This is a genomic window from Arthrobacter sp. A2-55 (genome assembly GCF_025548615.1).
GTDB classification, from domain to species: domain Bacteria; phylum Actinomycetota; class Actinomycetes; order Actinomycetales; family Micrococcaceae; genus Specibacter; species Specibacter silviterrae.
Genome location: NZ_JAJLOZ010000003.1, coordinates 39,127 through 53,985, shown reverse-complemented (window position 1 = coordinate 53,985; position 14,859 = coordinate 39,127). Strand labels below are relative to the sequence as shown.

General features: G+C 60.1%; 15 protein-coding genes and 1 pseudogene. 13 read left to right on the top strand and 3 right to left on the bottom strand.

The genetic code is table 11. The annotated features are described in order from the left end of the window. Positions 1–6 precede the first annotated feature (6 nt). Entirely contained in the window at positions 7–1,560 is a 1,554-nt protein-coding gene (locus LPN03_RS01585; protein WP_262452754.1) for a hypothetical protein, read from the bottom strand. Between the two features lie 726 nt (positions 1,561–2,286). Between LPN03_RS01585 and LPN03_RS01580 the strand changes: the two genes are divergently transcribed. Beyond that, positions 2,287–2,631, top strand: a complete 345-nt coding sequence (locus tag LPN03_RS01580; protein ID WP_262452753.1) for a hypothetical protein — start codon at positions 2,287–2,289, stop codon at positions 2,629–2,631. Between the two features lie 938 nt (positions 2,632–3,569). On the opposite strand, the gene LPN03_RS01575 is transcribed toward LPN03_RS01580, so the two are convergent. After that, the gene (locus LPN03_RS01575) at positions 3,570–4,463 is read right to left on the bottom strand and encodes a glycosyltransferase family 87 protein (RefSeq protein ID WP_262452752.1); all 894 of its coding nucleotides are present in this window, start codon (positions 4,461–4,463) and stop codon (positions 3,570–3,572) included. Positions 4,464–5,398: 935 nt separating this feature from the next. On the opposite strand from LPN03_RS01575, the gene LPN03_RS01570 reads away from it, so the two are divergent. From LPN03_RS01570 to LPN03_RS01530, 9 genes are all read left to right on the top strand, one after another. Next, entirely contained in the window at positions 5,399–5,977 is a 579-nt protein-coding gene (locus LPN03_RS01570; protein ID WP_262452750.1) for a hypothetical protein, read from the top strand. Between the two features lie 91 nt (positions 5,978–6,068). Further along, on the top strand, positions 6,069–6,821 hold the full coding sequence (locus LPN03_RS01565; protein WP_262452749.1) for a hypothetical protein: 753 nt from the start codon (positions 6,069–6,071) through the stop codon (positions 6,819–6,821). A 45-nt stretch (positions 6,822–6,866) separates the two neighbouring features. After that, positions 6,867–7,289, top strand: coding sequence for a hypothetical protein (locus tag LPN03_RS01560; protein WP_262452748.1), 423 nt, complete (start codon positions 6,867–6,869; stop codon positions 7,287–7,289). Between the two features lie 55 nt (positions 7,290–7,344). Continuing rightward, positions 7,345–7,647 (top strand): hypothetical protein, encoded by a 303-nt coding sequence (locus tag LPN03_RS01555; protein WP_262452747.1) that lies wholly within the window; start codon positions 7,345–7,347, stop codon positions 7,645–7,647. Positions 7,648–7,710: 63 nt separating this feature from the next. Beyond that, a complete protein-coding gene (locus LPN03_RS01550) occupies positions 7,711–7,935 on the top strand; it encodes a hypothetical protein (RefSeq protein WP_262452746.1) in 225 nt (74 codons plus the stop codon). Further along, positions 7,932–8,390, top strand: coding sequence for a hypothetical protein (locus tag LPN03_RS01545; RefSeq protein WP_262452744.1), 459 nt, complete (start codon positions 7,932–7,934; stop codon positions 8,388–8,390). Before LPN03_RS01550 ends, LPN03_RS01545 begins: the two co-directional genes overlap by 4 nt. Then, entirely contained in the window at positions 8,387–9,175 is a 789-nt protein-coding gene (locus LPN03_RS01540; protein ID WP_262452742.1) for a hypothetical protein, read from the top strand. Before LPN03_RS01545 ends, LPN03_RS01540 begins: the two co-directional genes overlap by 4 nt. A 98-nt stretch (positions 9,176–9,273) precedes the next feature. Then, positions 9,274–9,711, top strand: coding sequence for a helix-turn-helix domain-containing protein (locus tag LPN03_RS01535; RefSeq protein ID WP_262452741.1), 438 nt, complete (start codon positions 9,274–9,276; stop codon positions 9,709–9,711). After that, complete coding sequence (locus LPN03_RS01530; protein ID WP_262452739.1) at positions 9,695–10,513, top strand: zeta toxin family protein; 819 nt, start codon at positions 9,695–9,697, stop codon at positions 10,511–10,513. The genes LPN03_RS01535 and LPN03_RS01530 overlap by 17 nt, the downstream gene beginning before the upstream one ends. Before the next feature lie 26 nt (positions 10,514–10,539). On the opposite strand, the pseudogene LPN03_RS01525 reads toward LPN03_RS01530, so the two are convergent. Continuing rightward, positions 10,540–10,923, bottom strand: a pseudogene (locus LPN03_RS01525) (SOS response-associated peptidase); the annotation flags it as partial. Between the two features lie 205 nt (positions 10,924–11,128). Here LPN03_RS01525 and LPN03_RS01520 point away from each other — a divergent pair. The 3 genes from LPN03_RS01520 to LPN03_RS01510 are packed head-to-tail and all read left to right on the top strand — an operon-like array spanning position 11,129 to position 14,842. After that, positions 11,129–12,316 (top strand): site-specific integrase, encoded by a 1,188-nt coding sequence (locus LPN03_RS01520; RefSeq protein ID WP_262452737.1) that lies wholly within the window; start codon positions 11,129–11,131, stop codon positions 12,314–12,316. After that, entirely contained in the window at positions 12,300–14,438 is a 2,139-nt protein-coding gene (locus LPN03_RS01515; RefSeq protein ID WP_262452735.1) for a tyrosine-type recombinase/integrase, read from the top strand. Before LPN03_RS01520 ends, LPN03_RS01515 begins: the two co-directional genes overlap by 17 nt. After that, on the top strand, positions 14,435–14,842 hold the full coding sequence (locus LPN03_RS01510; RefSeq protein ID WP_262452734.1) for a DUF6262 family protein: 408 nt from the start codon (positions 14,435–14,437) through the stop codon (positions 14,840–14,842). Before LPN03_RS01515 ends, LPN03_RS01510 begins: the two co-directional genes overlap by 4 nt. Positions 14,843–14,859: the final 17 nt, after the last annotated feature.

Sequence of the window (14,859 nt, the reverse complement as noted above, 5' to 3'; positions counted from 1 at the left end):
TCCGGGCTAGGGTACAGGCGTGCTGATCGCGGAACCTACAGGGAGCACGGCGGTTCGGAAGTCTTCGATCGTGTAACGCCCGCAACGCACCACACTGGTGTGCGTGGGGCCAACGGCTCGCGGAAGTCGCGGCGCCGGGTGTGTTGTGTCATGGATCACGAACGAGACGTAACGGGTGTTGAAGTCCGTGCGGTCAACGAGCCAGGGATAGGCATTAAAGTGGTCATCCACCTGGATGAGAAGGGATTGGTTGGCGAGGTAGGCCTTGGGCCCGCGTATGGTCCAATAGCGGCCCGCGCCCACCCGATTTTGAGCTGAGATCCACCCGTCCACGCAGCGGATGCTGCTGTCAATGTCCGCTGACTTTCTAAAGAGCGCAACCCCAAACAAGCCGCAGCACAGCACGACTACCATTGCTAGCGACATCATCACGGCCGGCTTTCGCACCCGCCACAACCGGGGTCGCGACCTTGCTGCTGGCCAACTCGCCCGCACGAGGACGGGAACCAAGACAAGCGTGACTGCGGGGGCATAAAACAGGGGTTGAAGATAGCGCGTCCCCACTGCCCCAAGGGCCACGGCCCCGCACATCGTTATCAACGGGCTCACCCACCCCATAGTGGCCACGAGGGCGGCGGCCGAGGATTTCTGCCTGATGAAGTGCCGGGAAAGGATGACGCTTGAGATGATCAATATGAACATAATAACGAGCGAGGCGAAGCCGGAAAGTGATGATGCACGTTCAGTCAACATGCGAACATAATAAATGGCCGTAGACAGTGCCCGTCCGGGTACGGCGTACGCTGACGCGCTCTTGGTAATAAGTCCGGCGAACGGGAGCCTCGCCACGAGCCCGGCTGCCGCCGAAGCCGCGAGGATACACGAGATACTGGCGGTCGTTCGGAATCTCAGCAACCGCGACCACGCCAATACAAGCAATGTTGCCACCAGCGGGATGCACACCCAGCCAAGGTAAAGGGGATTCGAGGCAGTGGAAATGAAAGCAACCGCCGTGAGACCGCACGCTAAACGGATTTGGCATCCGCGGGAAAGCGCCTGGGCTGTAAGCGCTGCCGCGATCCCGATCGTCGCAATCAGTGCTATGACCGTTGCACCGTAGTATGTGGCAGTCGACAGCAAAGACACCAGTTCAAACGTGTCCCAGCGTGGTGAATCATCCAAAAATGCAAACACCACGATTGCGGTGAACGCCAGCAACGCTCCGAACACACGCATCGGGCGTGAGACTTTCGCAACGAGGCCAGCCGTCATTCGCAGTGCAAGGTAAGCGAAGAAAAAGTCGGCCACAGCGAACGCGGTCAATGTCGCTTTGACACTCATGCCCATGAGGGCGATCAGACCGTACAACGCCATTTCAGGAAGGAACAACACCGCCGACAACGCCCAGTGCTGCACCGTTCCCGAACCCCAAATCATGGCCGGAAGGACGGTCTCCGTATCGTAATACAGCATCCAGGACCGTGAGGAGAATGCCATATGCCAGACAGCCACTACGGCGAGCGTCAGCGCAACGAGCACAGCCACTGTTTCAACGGCCAAGGTGTTCCAAACACCCACAGCACCGCGGTGGCTCGTTACGGAAAAAAACGATGAAAGACTTCGTGTCACGCCGCCAGATCGATGTTCGTGCTTGACACCCAACCTGAATAGTCCCATCGCCGCTAATACTAGCGCCATTCACGACAACGCCGGAACACCATCCCACAATGACCACGATGCTGATTTCCCGCGGCCAGTATTGAGCCGGGCCTGAATTCGGCCTGATTCTCTACTTCTTATTTGCGCGGCTTGGCTATTCGATTGAGTTGCCAGCCTGACTTCTCGGGCTTGACGACGCGGGGTTGGCGCGTTGCCCGCAGGTTGGCATAAGGGGCACTTCGTGGAGTATCTCGCCATTGAATCTGGCGCAGGCTTTCCTTTCTCACTCAACGGAAAAAGCCATATGGTTGGCGGGGTTCGCATCGCTGCCCGGAGTGTGCGCCTGAACGAAAGCCGTGAGAGGCCTCTCTCTAACAGCCCCAGACAGTTTTCGTCCGACACGCGCTCATGGGACAAGCCATCAAGACTTGGAAAATGGTCAGGGAAGCAGAGTGAAAGACTTGCTCGATTCTCACTGTCCTGGAACATCCGTAAGATTCCGGTAGAAGATGGGCAATTCGGCCGGAGTACGAAGGTTCGGTCTTTACCAGGAACTACAGTTGGACTGTAGTGTCGGCACGCGGCGGGAGGAGGATGCAAATCATGCCACAACGACGCCTCCCGTTGGTGAACATTGCCCAGTTGAAATCCCTGGAGGATTCCTTGGGAGGAGAAACCTCGATGTCCAGAGCTTTTGTCAGTAACTATGTGGACATGTGGACTGGTCGATTCCAAAGATTGTCCATGGCCATTGTGGCAGAGGACCTGGACGACGCAATAGAAGCGGCACTGAGCCTGTCCACATCAAGCCATATGGTAGGCGCAGAACAACTGGAGAAGAGCAGCGCGGAAGTGATCGCATCCCTGCGGAATGGCAGCCTGCAGCAAGCGTCACTTGCCTTGACCTCGCTGCGCCAGTGCGGCGATCTTACTGTCACCCAATTGGCGGAGGAGTACCTCAAAGGCGCATAGAACGCATCTCATCTTCCAAGCGGTCAGCCATGGGCATTGCTGGACCATTTGCGAGTAAAGCAGGTACGATCGGCCAAATGCCGACGGCGGAAGACCCATAGTAAAACGACATCAACCACTGCCGTTTAGAGACCTCCGCAGAAGCAAGGCGCTCATGGAACGCTGTCTGCATGACAACACCCTAAGAATAATTAGTACCCCCAGCAGATACATAACTTAAGCCCTACCACTTTTTGTCAATTTTCGCAATCTGGCCGACCAAATTCAAGGCAGCTTCTAGGTAGCGGGCCCGGCCTAGCTGGCCACCGTGTAAAAAAACGGGCAAACGGCAGCAACTCTGCTTCATTCACGCGTGCTGCCCCCTTGCTATAACGCTCCGCTCCGGCAGCCATGCCGGTCGTTTGGGGATTGTCCACATGAATATATTCAGCACATAACCGCCCGAACAGTATCGCTTCGAGGATATTGGCCCCGGTCCATGCGATGGATCAGGGCCGCCCCGACCATATGTAGTATTTCGCACTCAAGAAGACTCACGCGCACAGGTGGCTGGGCACCACCGAAACGAGACAGAACCATGACTGTCTATAAGCAGGGGAATCCCACTAATTGGTAAGGTGAGTGAGGTCGGGGTGCTTTACCGAGGTGGGTGTCCCATCTGGATTAACTTAATCCACATAATCCCGGGAATTGCACGGGGGTGTCAACTAAAGTGAACCAGTTTTTACCGATGTGGCTTATGTTATTTGGCTTGAACCCTCGAATCATCTCCCTGTTGCTTTCACCTGAATCGTCAACAGAAGCGCGGAGCGCCAACGCATGGTCACCTAAGGTGGGTCGCTGACCAAGCATTTTTTAGAGCGCGTCTCACATGACTTGTTCTCTATTGGAGCCCCTTAAATGGTTTGGCAGTCTGTATCAGTTTTTTGCCTAAGCTTCTAATCGGCTTGCGAGGAGGTCCGATGATCTGGACTTGTCTCCATGAGAAGTCGCGGTATGGCAGCCAAGATCGTCCACGGTATGAAGGAGACAAGGACGGGCGACGCCAGCACCATCGCTGGAGCTATAATGAAAGCCCATCGCTTCCGGGCGCCGACGATGACCAACACCACGGCAATAATACACCGCATTATGAAGCTGATACTGCTGTCAGGCGTTCCATCCCTGTAGTTGAATAGGAAACGCACCCAGGCGTTCCACGCTGTGGGATCGATCGCATAAAAGATGGCGAAGATAAGCACCATCCCGCCAACTCCTTGGAACAGCCTCTTCCAGTCGCCACGAGCAGCGAACCAGAGAAATCCGACGCCTGTGGTGACCTTCGTGAGGACGGCAAAGGCCCACGCTGCAGGCTTCCGCATACCGACAACCGCGGTCGCTGCCAGCAAAATGTATACGTTGCCGACGACGAGTTCTGGTATGCACAACAGTGCCACCGGAACAGCCCAATACGCCCGCAAGGGTTTCACCAGCCAAACTACGACTGCCGCCTCGATAGCAAACCATGCAGCACAAAACAGGGGCCACGGAAGCAGCGCCAAGGGTTTGATTGCAGCGACAAACGCGGGCGAATACAGATACGCGTCCCTCTGCCCGGGGGCTGCGCCGTAGGAAGGCTCACCCTGCGCCGCTAGCCAGTAAGCATGCGAGTCCTGTCCTATTACGCTGCCGGTGACTAGGTGCCGCGCCGACACGAACACGGCCACGAGACTTAAAAGCCAAATCAGAATGAGAGCCGAGCGGGCAACCATCGGAAATTTCCTTGCAAAGACGCTCCCCGGACTGATATCAGGGCGTGCGGAGGCACTGCCAACATCCTTGCTGCTGCTCATGAAGTCAATGTTGCCATGAAACGAAGTCGGATTCGGGCCCTTTGCGGCAGCGAATGGTCCGACCACGATTCCTTTGCCTACGCATCCGAGTGCGAAGCCACTTGGGCCCCGGATCCTTTACCGAATGGCATAGGCGTGCTGAAAAAGGGTTATTCCAAGTATTTGGATGCCGTAACCAACGGCTGTGTTCGGCTGCACCAGATCACCGGTCACCGAATCAAGTACAGCCGCTGGATGAACTACGTGCCACCCCCGCCCCAGCCCGCGGCGCAGCACCTGGTGTATTACGACAGTACCCTTCACACCAAACCCACTTTCAAGAGTCTTCACCCCACCTGTCGGGCGTCCTCGATGTCGTCCTCATTGCCTGCAACGGCTGCACGATGGCAGACTTGAGACTGTACAGGGCGACAGATCACGTGCGGGGAAGTTGTCGACCTTCGTGCCTCCTTGGGGGTGGAAACCAGCGCCGACTCCTTGTTCATGGCGGCGAGGGAGGCCTACGGGTCCTTCGACTTCAGAGGTGCAAACTGGGACAGTCGACCCATGCTAGCTCCTCACAGCCAGCTGCCCCCGCTGAACGCTTTACCGCCATCGACGGTACCGGAACAGCGGTCGGTCGCTGCGACCAGGCTCCTGGTGGAGAGCCAATTGAACGCGTCCTGTTCGACTCTTTGTACTCTGCCAGCGGAGCAGTGCCCCCGAGTCCGCGCGCAAGCCCACTATCTGGCCAATGTGTGGCCAGATAGTGGGCAGGTGAGGAGACACCATTTCCTGGTTATCTCTGGCACCTAACAGCACTTTTCGCACTTGGGACGGCAATGTCACCTGGTCCTTTGAACAGTGCGACGCCATACGGCCGTCCTTGGCCTTCCAGAATCCGCAACGTCCCAAAAGATGTCATCACCCGCCGGTCCAAACGAGCGGACCCACCTATGGCCACGCAGGTCTTCATCGATGTCGACGGTTGCATCAGCCCGCACCCGCCCCATTCAGGGCTTTCGCGAACGAATGCCGGCTGGACAGGCGAGTGGACGGATGCCCGTGTTGGCCCCTATGACTGCCTGTGGTCCCACGATCTTGTGCGGGAACTCAATGTCTTGTCAGTTCTCCCGAACGTGCAGTTCAATTTTCTGACCAGCTGGGAAGATCACGCCCGTGAATTCTTGCCGTCCATCGGCCTGGACTGTTCCGATTGGCCGTTCCTGACAGGAGTCGATGGTGACTCACCGGGCGACTGGTGGAAACTCCGTGCCCTGCAGCGGGCACAGCCAATGGTCCCGTTGGATCGACTGGTGTGGATTGACGACGAACTCAACCGCCAACCGGAAGCCTTAGGCTGGTTGAAGACCCTGGGCGTGCCTGTGCTGGCGATCAGCCCATGCCCTGTGACGGGCTTGACGCCAGCACACCTGGAAACGATCAAGACCTTTGTTTCTGGGCCGGCGGCGGCATTGCCGCACACGAATAAGTATGAGCAACGTTATTCCTTTCAGGGCCCGCAAGAAAGATAAGGGCCAGGCCGGCAACGGTGGCCAATTCGCCTCGGCCACACACCAAACATCAACCGTCAGCCTTGACCACCCGACACCACGGTCCGCCGTCGTGCCCGACACACTCCGGATGGCCCACTTCCAGGATCCCGCCCTCGAGCTGAGGCTCCGCATGTGCCTTGACGATGGGCCTGACGGCCACGACAGGGCAAAAGCCAGCTTCATACGCTGCCTGCCCAACCTGAACCCGGCGGAAGCCGGAATGTACTTCGAGGAGGCCCTCGACTTGCGCGAAGACGGGGGCGACGACGAGCTGGAGCATTGCCTGGCCGTCGCCGCAGCCAAGGACACCGACGCCCACCCGGGAGGCCGCCTCAAGGACGGGTACATGCCCCCGCTGCCTGAGCACGGCCCCGGCTATGGCCAGAGCATCAAGGTGACCGGCGGAAAGTACACCGGGTTCCGCGACGCCGCCGCCATCGCCAAGGATGTGCGTGCCGACCTCAAAGAGGCCGTTGCGGCCAATTACCTGCCAGCGGGTCTTGGCTATTCCGTGACGTCTGAGAGGTTTGCCGGCGGGCAGGCCGTGCGGGTGTCGATCCGCGGCGTCCCGGACTCGGACCGCCTTGACCCTGAGGCGCCGGACCGCTGGGGATCCCCCGGGATGCGGCCGGAGGCGAAGGAGCTGATCGAGCGGGTTACCGCGATCACAAACGCCTACAACAACCAGGACGTCGATTCGATGTCTGACTACTGCAACGTTACCTACTACGACCATGTCGACATCGAATCAGAGTCCACCCGTGAATGGCGGGAACGGGAGGCAGCCCAACGCAAGGCCAGGGCAGCCCGAACCAGCGCGTGACGGTGTGCGGAGCGACTTTCATGCCGCTCCGCACACATGGACGGTATGCCTTCAATTGATTTCTGGACCGGCTTCATCACCCTCCCTGCCCTACTTATCGTCTTGGCTGCCGTCGCCGCAGCATTCTTCGGCGGCTGGAAAGTCTTCGAATCGTGGGCGGACCGCCGATACACCAGGTTGCGTGAGGTGCAGATGCCCTCCAAGCACTCCTTCGACAAGGCAGGCAAGTTCACCACATGGACGCTGCCCAACCTTGGGGGGAGGGAGGCGATGGCAGCCATCACCCTGACCAGCAAAACCGTGGGCCTATTTCGGATCACCGGCAATTGCGGGATCATCTTCGTCCGCGGACAACCCGGAGTCAGTACCGAGGCAGCCACCATGCTCACAGCCGCAATCCCGCGTGCAGTCGAGGAGCTAGCGAAGGAAGCCGACCAAAACACCGCCAAGGATGTGGGCCGGTGTTGACATCCATGCTTCTCAACCACGGAGCCATTTCACTGTTCAACGAAAGGGCAAGTAAATGATCAGGCTAATGAGGCGATACAGGGCCTTCCGTGACCACACCAACACTGAATCCATCTCACCTATTGGCTTCGCGGAATGGTCATTGGGCAGGATCGCAGGACACCTTATTGCCACGACCGCCAAGATGGCCAGGGATCGCGGCGACTTCGCCGCAATGAATGCCGCGTTGCTGGCTATCTGGGCCGGAAACCGGGCGGGCGGCGGACAACCCATTTATGCAGCTGAGCCGCACCTGATTTCTCGGGCTATCCGGGAAAATCGGCTTCGCATGGTCATCGACAAGCCAATCGGGGACTGATCTGGGCCCCTCCGCACACATGGAGGCTGAGAAACACTGCCCACCCCATCCAGGAGGAACATCATGGCCAAACTTGAAATCGGAACCGCCGTCGACGTGTACAGCGTTGATGGCGGCGGCCGACCCGCTGTGTACCAGGGCCCGGCCACGATCGCCGGGTACGCGCGCAACCGTTGTTATGTGGTCCGCGAGGCCACCCACGGCACCACCTGGCACCGCCACGAGTCCATGGTTCGGGCGGCAGGCCAGCTGATGCCGGCCGACTGGACCGGGGAGCCGATGTGGTGACCAGGCGCGAAGAGGCGAGGGACACGGCTACCAGCCCTGCCCGGCTCCAGGAACTCATCCACTTGCCAGGGGACCGTGGAGACTGCGACTCGGATGCAGGCTGGTGCCGTGAATACGTCGCCGCCAACCCCAGCGCATGGGCCTCCACCCTGGCGGAGCTTGCTGAAGACACGAATGATTTCCTGGTGCGTAAGCTTGTTGCGGCGAACCCTGCCGCACAGATGGGGACGGTTGAACGTCTGGCCGGCGATGAAAATGAACTCGTTGCCAACGCCGCCCTCGAACGCCTCGGCAGGCAACTGCGACGGACGACGCACCCGCCCGTCCTTGCACTGGGTATCCAGAGGGCTCCCGTGGGGTGGTATCCGACCAAAGCCACCAGCCTCGGCGGGTCGGACCCGAATGAACATCGCCGCGCAGAACAACGCGAACACGAGAAAGGAACCACACCATGACCCGAGAATCCCAAACCATAGCCGCCTACCGGCAAATGACGCGTGCCCTGCGCAAGCTCATCGACGGCCCTGATGCGGTGAGCCTTCCCATCCACTTTTTGGCCGAAATTGACCAGATTCTCACAACCACCGAAATTGCCATCAAGCACGGCGAACTTCCCTTCGCGGAACAACCTGATCGGAAGATCGTCCAGGCGCTGGCCCGGTGGTTGTGGGACCGCGGATTCGGCAGTGAAGAGCTACTCAGTCTCCCCAAAGAGCGCAGGGCTGTGCTGTCCACTGCCGCCGGCGCCGAACCAACGGACATCCTCTGGAGTGAAACAGCCCGCTTGATCGCCAAAATGGAGGCACGGGCCAGCAGTGAACCAAGCTCGCCACTGGTCGTTCGCAACCACCTCGACGAGGAGTCGCAGTGGCGGCCTGAATACGTCGGTGCGAGCAGCAAGCCCCCTGCGCCAAAGCCTGACCCCTTCAAGAACTCGCCCCGCGCCGAGGCGAACCGAAAAGCCAAGGCCAAGGTGCTGGCACGCTGGCTGTGGGACCGGAACATTGACGGCGCAACGCTGCTGGGTTTCACGCCGAAATACCTGCGGGAAATTGCCCGCGCGGCCGGCGCCAACCCTCCCTCAACAATCGATACGTGGAACGTCGCCGTCGGACTGATGGCCAAAATGGAGGCACGGGCAGCAGCTGAACCCAACAGCCCGGTCACGACCCGGAACTACCTGGACGAACATGAGAAATGGGCAACCGACCCCCACGCCACGGGGCGGAGCAATGAGTAGGGCCCGAAGCATGAACCCGCGCCAATGAGGAGAGGGCTGTCATCACCTTGATTCACGATGAATCACTCGCTAGTCTTGGACTCAAGGAGGTGCGCCGAATGATCACTGCAGACAGCAGCCTCGATAGCATCCGGCAAGAGGCTATTCAGCGTCAAGCACGTCAGCGGGTTGACGTGCTTGATGAGATGCGCGCCGTCAAGAATGCCCTTGACCGAGGTCTCACACAGCGCCCGATTGCCGAACTCCTGATGACCAGCCAAGCCAGGGTTTCACGGCTACTCAAGGCCATTGAGCGACGCGGTGGCGACCTCAGCCAAGACCCCGAGGAAATCATTCTCCGGACCACGGCCTATGACACCGACCGTACCAAGATGGTGGCCGACCTTAAGGGTTTCCACTACACCTTCGGTGAAGAGGCCCCGTATCCGCACGAAGGACGAATCCCCGGGACCTGGGATCAGGTTGTCTCTTGTTACGCACAGAAGATGCTGACGGACGAAGAATTCAACGAAATCCGCCGTGCTGTCGGTCGATGAATCAGAGGAGACCCACCGCGCGCTGACCGAATTGTTGGCGCCTGGTGGTGATCTTCATACTCCGCCAGAAATGCTGGGCCGGTACTTCGACGATGAGGCCATTGTCAGAACTGCCAGAATCTACATGTCCGCGCAGCAAGACGTCGTTCAAGCCGGACGTGCCGTGGTCGTCAGTGCGGGTCGACCGGCAGCCGGCAAGAGCACGGTCCTCTCAAGTCTCAATCTGGTTGGCTACCGGCTCATCGACCCGGATATTGCTAAAGACTTATTGCTGAGAGACGCTGAAGCCCACGGCATGCTCGACTATCGCCTTGGCCCCACCCTGCCCGACGGCGGGCCCATAAAGATTCGGGAACTGGCCGCCCACGTCCATTCCGCTTCGAACAGGGTTGGAGACCTTGTCCGCCATATTTCGATGGCGGCAGGGGAGAACATCATCATCGACGGCACTCTTCGGTGGGAGCCGCTGTGCACGCAGTACATTACGGAGCTGTTCGATCGAGGATATGCCGGTCTGGACGTTGTTGACGTCGAGCTCCCTCTGGAGCGCGCCCTGCAACGAGCCCGAGACCGATGGTGGGACGGACGCCAGCAGTATGTCGAAGGCGGTCGATTCCTGCCCGAGGATGCTATCCGGGCCTGCTACGACGGGGATCCCAGGGAAGGACTGAGCGCGCGCAATGCGGTGAAGCTGGCTGAGGATGCGGCGGATGGGCTTGGCCACGGGTCACTTCGCCGGTTTGATCTGGACCCGGTTGCGCAGGCACCCATCCAAACCAAATTCACGATCTACGGACAGTAAGCCGCGGATGCCGTCTGCGGGACGGGCTAGACGCCCTTGATGAGTTCAGGGCCGTTGTTCCGAATATTCCCGACCTCAGCGGCAACGACGGTCGGTATGAGCTTGGGGTCTGGAATTGCGGCGATCAGGCTTCGAACGTCACTCTTGTCAGTCAGCTCCGGATCAAGCCACTCATTATGCATGCTGGTGGGGACAATGACGGGAGTCCGATCGTGGATATGACTCAGTGAATCGGGTGCAGCGCGTGTGATGATTGTTGCGGTCATGCGCCATTTGTCCTCATGGCCTTCCGGCAGTTCCGGGTCAGGCCAGAACTCATAGAGGCCGGCAAAGGCGAGAAGTTCATCGTCCGATTCGGGGTGAAGATAGGTGGGAATCTTGCCCTCGGGGGTGACCTGCCATTCGTAGTAGCCCGCCGCCGGGTTATCCGGTACGCCTGGCCAGTCGTCTTCAACGCCTTTGAGTGCGTGGGCGGGTCGTCAGATCCTGTTAAAGAATTGGCTATCCGGCCCTGTTCTTGAATGTCTTTGACGTCGGCAAGAGGTGAAACCCGCTGTTGCCGTGGGCGGCAAACGGGGGAATGCTTGGTGGGAGCAGCGTCTGGAAGGTGCCGACATGGCCAGAATCCAACGTGTCACCCTCGATGGCCAGGACCCGACCTGGACTGTTCTTGGTGATGATTTCCTGCCGGTTGTTCCGGTTGAAGAATTTCTTGAATACCTGCGCCAGATTGGATCGTCGCCGAACACGGTTCGATCCTATGCCCGCGGGATGGTGCTGTGGTGCGAGTTTCTGGGACTGAAGGGAACGGCGTGGGACGGCGTCCGGTTGGAGGACCTGACCGGGTTTTTGGGTTGGCTCAGGACTGGCCTGCCCCCTGAGATTGCAACGATCGGCCCGCCGCCACCGATTCTTGTCTCCGATGCAACGGCCGCTTTGAGGTTGCAGGCGGTGCGTTCCTTTTATCTTTTTCATCAGTGGCGTGGTCTGTCAATCTTGCCAATGCTTTCCGTGGCTTCGGACTTCGGCCCGCAGTATAAGTCGTTCCTTCACCACATCCGCCGCCCGGCCGGCAACCGGCGTGCGACGGTGAAGGTTGCCCGCCGGCGCCGGTCGGCTCCGACATTGACTCCAGCGCAGCTCACGATCATCAAGGATTCGTGTGCCCGCCGCGACCCGCACACCGGAGCGTGGGAAGGATCGGTCCGGGACCGGCTCTTCTTCAGCCTTTTGGAGGAGACCGGCCTGCGCATCGGTGAGGCGTTGTCCCTGCAGCACAGGGACTGGCACAGCGGCGGAGGTGGCAATCCCTTCATCGAGGTGGTCCCGCGGCCCCACCCGCTGGGTGAGCGGGTCAAGGGCGGCAAATACCGCAAGCTGTACATAGGCGACGATCTGGACCGCTTGTATGCGGAGTACGTCTGGCGGCTCTGTGACCTGGGAATGAATCTCGTGGTCGAGGACATGGACCGGGCCTATGTTTTCGTCAACCTCCGGGGCGAGGGGACCTTCTGCCCCCAAAGACCCGAGACCATCTACAAGCTGGTGGGCCGGATTAGCCGGGATTTGGGCCCGCGGCTTCCGGCCGGGTGGTCGCCGCACTGGTTTCGCCATACACACGCCACCGCGTTGCTCCTTTCGGGCACCCCCGTTCATGTCGTGAGCCGGCGGCTCGGGCATGCGGACGTGCAGACAACCCTGAACACGTACGCCTGGGTGACCGAAGACGAGGAACTGCGGGCCCTGGCCGATTGGAAGGCCGTGACCAGCAGATGGAGGGAAGGCAATGAAACGCTCGGATGAAAGCACGTATTCCTGGCTGCACCGGCTCAATCCCGATCCCTACTCCCTGGCGGTCAATGCCGCTTTGCTTGAGTTGGTGCCGCCGGGGCTGAGGCTGCTGCACTACACGCGAACCACAGTCCCGGCGGAGCATCTGGGGGCTTTTGCGTTCTACCACCGCAAGATCGGCCCCTTCCATTTGGACGGGATCCCGGAGCCGATGCAGCGGGAGATGATGTTCGTGATCTGGCGGATCATCGAGCTTGGCGGGCGGGTCCCATGCGCGCCGATGGGCCTTTTGATGCGTGAACTGGCCGAAACCACGCAACGGCTCAAAACCGCCGGGCTGCCGTTCCAGAGCCTGACAGACAGGACACCGGCACAATGGAAGGCTGAACTCTCCCGAACCTGGGTCAAGAGAACCCATGCGTTCCCCAACCCACAGACCTTCCGCACCTATGTCTCACCGTTGGACCGGGCCTGCAAGATTCTCTGGTTCACCTATGACACCAGCCCGTGGTGGCAGCGCGAAGTGTGGGACCTGACCATGGATCCGCGCATCCCCCGACGGACCCAGGAACCGTCCGGCCAGAAGGCCATCCACTGGCACACCATGGAACCGGCATGGCTGCGCCATGGCGGCATGTACTTCGTGAAGTCGATGATGGAATCCAGCCAGCTGGCATGGTCCACGGCGCACGGGGCCAAGAATGCCCTCGTCCAGTTCGCCCGCTTCGCCATGGCGCGAGGCCTGACCAGCCCCCGCCTCGTCCAGGACGACCGGCAGCTTCGCGGGCTAATGATGGAATTCCTCACGGAGCTCCGATCGACCCCGAACTACGGCATCCGCAACCGCGACAAGCCACGTTCGCCGGCGAGTATAGGTCAAATAACATCCACGGTCAGGGCCTTCTACGCGTTCATGCACGACTACGGCGACGAGGCCGCCGCCGCCCTCGACGACGATCGGTGGGACGGGTTGAGCCCGGAGTACCTGCGTTTTTGGCGCCCCGGCGACATTGGCAGCTCGAAGAAGGAGCATTTCGATGAGAGCTACCTTTACAGCGACGCCGACCTCGCCAAGATCAAGGCAGCGGCACCTCTGCTGGGACTGCCTCGGGCCGAGGGCGGTTTCGGGGATCCACAGGCGATGCGGATCCTGCTGCTGATGATGACCACCGGACGTCGGATCAACGAGATATGCATGCTCGACGCCCGCCCCCTGACCCTGTTGGAAGACAACCTTGCCAAGCTGCGATACCAGCAAACCAAGATCCACGACGCCCCGGACACCATCTTCGTCGACCAGGAGGTCATCGAACTCATCCAGGAACAGCAGGCCTGGCTCCACGCCCATCTGGCAACGATCGGGGCCGACGCGGATCCTCCCTACCTATTTGTGAGCCGGCACAACAACCTCCGCGGCCAAAATCCCTACCTGACCCATGTCTTCAGGACACAACTGACGAAACTGGTTGACCGCGCCCACCTCACTGACGCCGCCGGCGATCCCCTGGACCTGGGCAAGACCCACCGGTTCCGCCACACGAAGGCGACGAGCCTGTTCAACGCCGGTGTCCCCCTGCACGTGGTCCAACGCTATATGGGCCACACAACACCGGAAATGACCATGCACTACGCCCAGACACTGGACTCGACGGCGAAGACGGAATTCCTCAAATACAAGAAGATCACCAGCACCGCCACGGAATCGGCCGTCGACGCCGAGGACCTCTACGACCTGATGCTCCTGGACACACGCACAGACAGGGTCCTGCCCAACGGCTGGTGCACCCTGCCGCCAGCCAAGACGTGCGAGAAGGGCAACGCCTGCCTGACCTGCGACCTCTTCGCCACCGACGAGCGGTTTCTGGACATCCACAAAAGCGAACTCGTCTCCCTGGACTCGCTCATCGACCAGCGACAGGAAATCCACCGCGAACGGACTGGGGAACCGATGTCCGAAAACCATGTGTGGCTCACCCTGCGGCGGCGTGAACAACAAGCACTGAGCACCATCGTAAAAAACCTTGAAACGGGAGGATCCAAACCGGCCGCGGCCCTTCCCGCCCCGGCAACCCAGGCACGGGAACAGGCCGGGATGCTTGGCGGCCAAGGCGTCCGGACAGGTCACCGGCCGTGAGCGGCAACCCGGGAAACCTGCGCCAAGCGGCCCGCGCCAAACACGAGGCGGCCCTGCTCCGCGCCGAAAAAGGTTTGAAAGCCGTCTTGCGCGCCCAGACCCCCATAACCTTTGAGGGAGTCGCCGCCGCGGCGGGGGTATCCAAGGACTTCCTCTACCGGACCCCGGATCTGAGGGCCCGCATCACCATGTTGCGCGAACAACAAACGCCAGCCGCGATCGCTGCCGCCGGCAGGAACGCAGGGCTGGAAGGAATCGATACGAGCAGCATTATTCGCACCCTCACCGCCAAACTGGCTTCCGAAAGGGCCCAACACCGCCAGGAACTGGCCGAACTAAACCAGGCGCTGGCTGCCGCCCACGGACAAATACTTTCCCTCAGGCGCCACCTCCCCAATGCCTAGCCGGGGAATGGCCATGC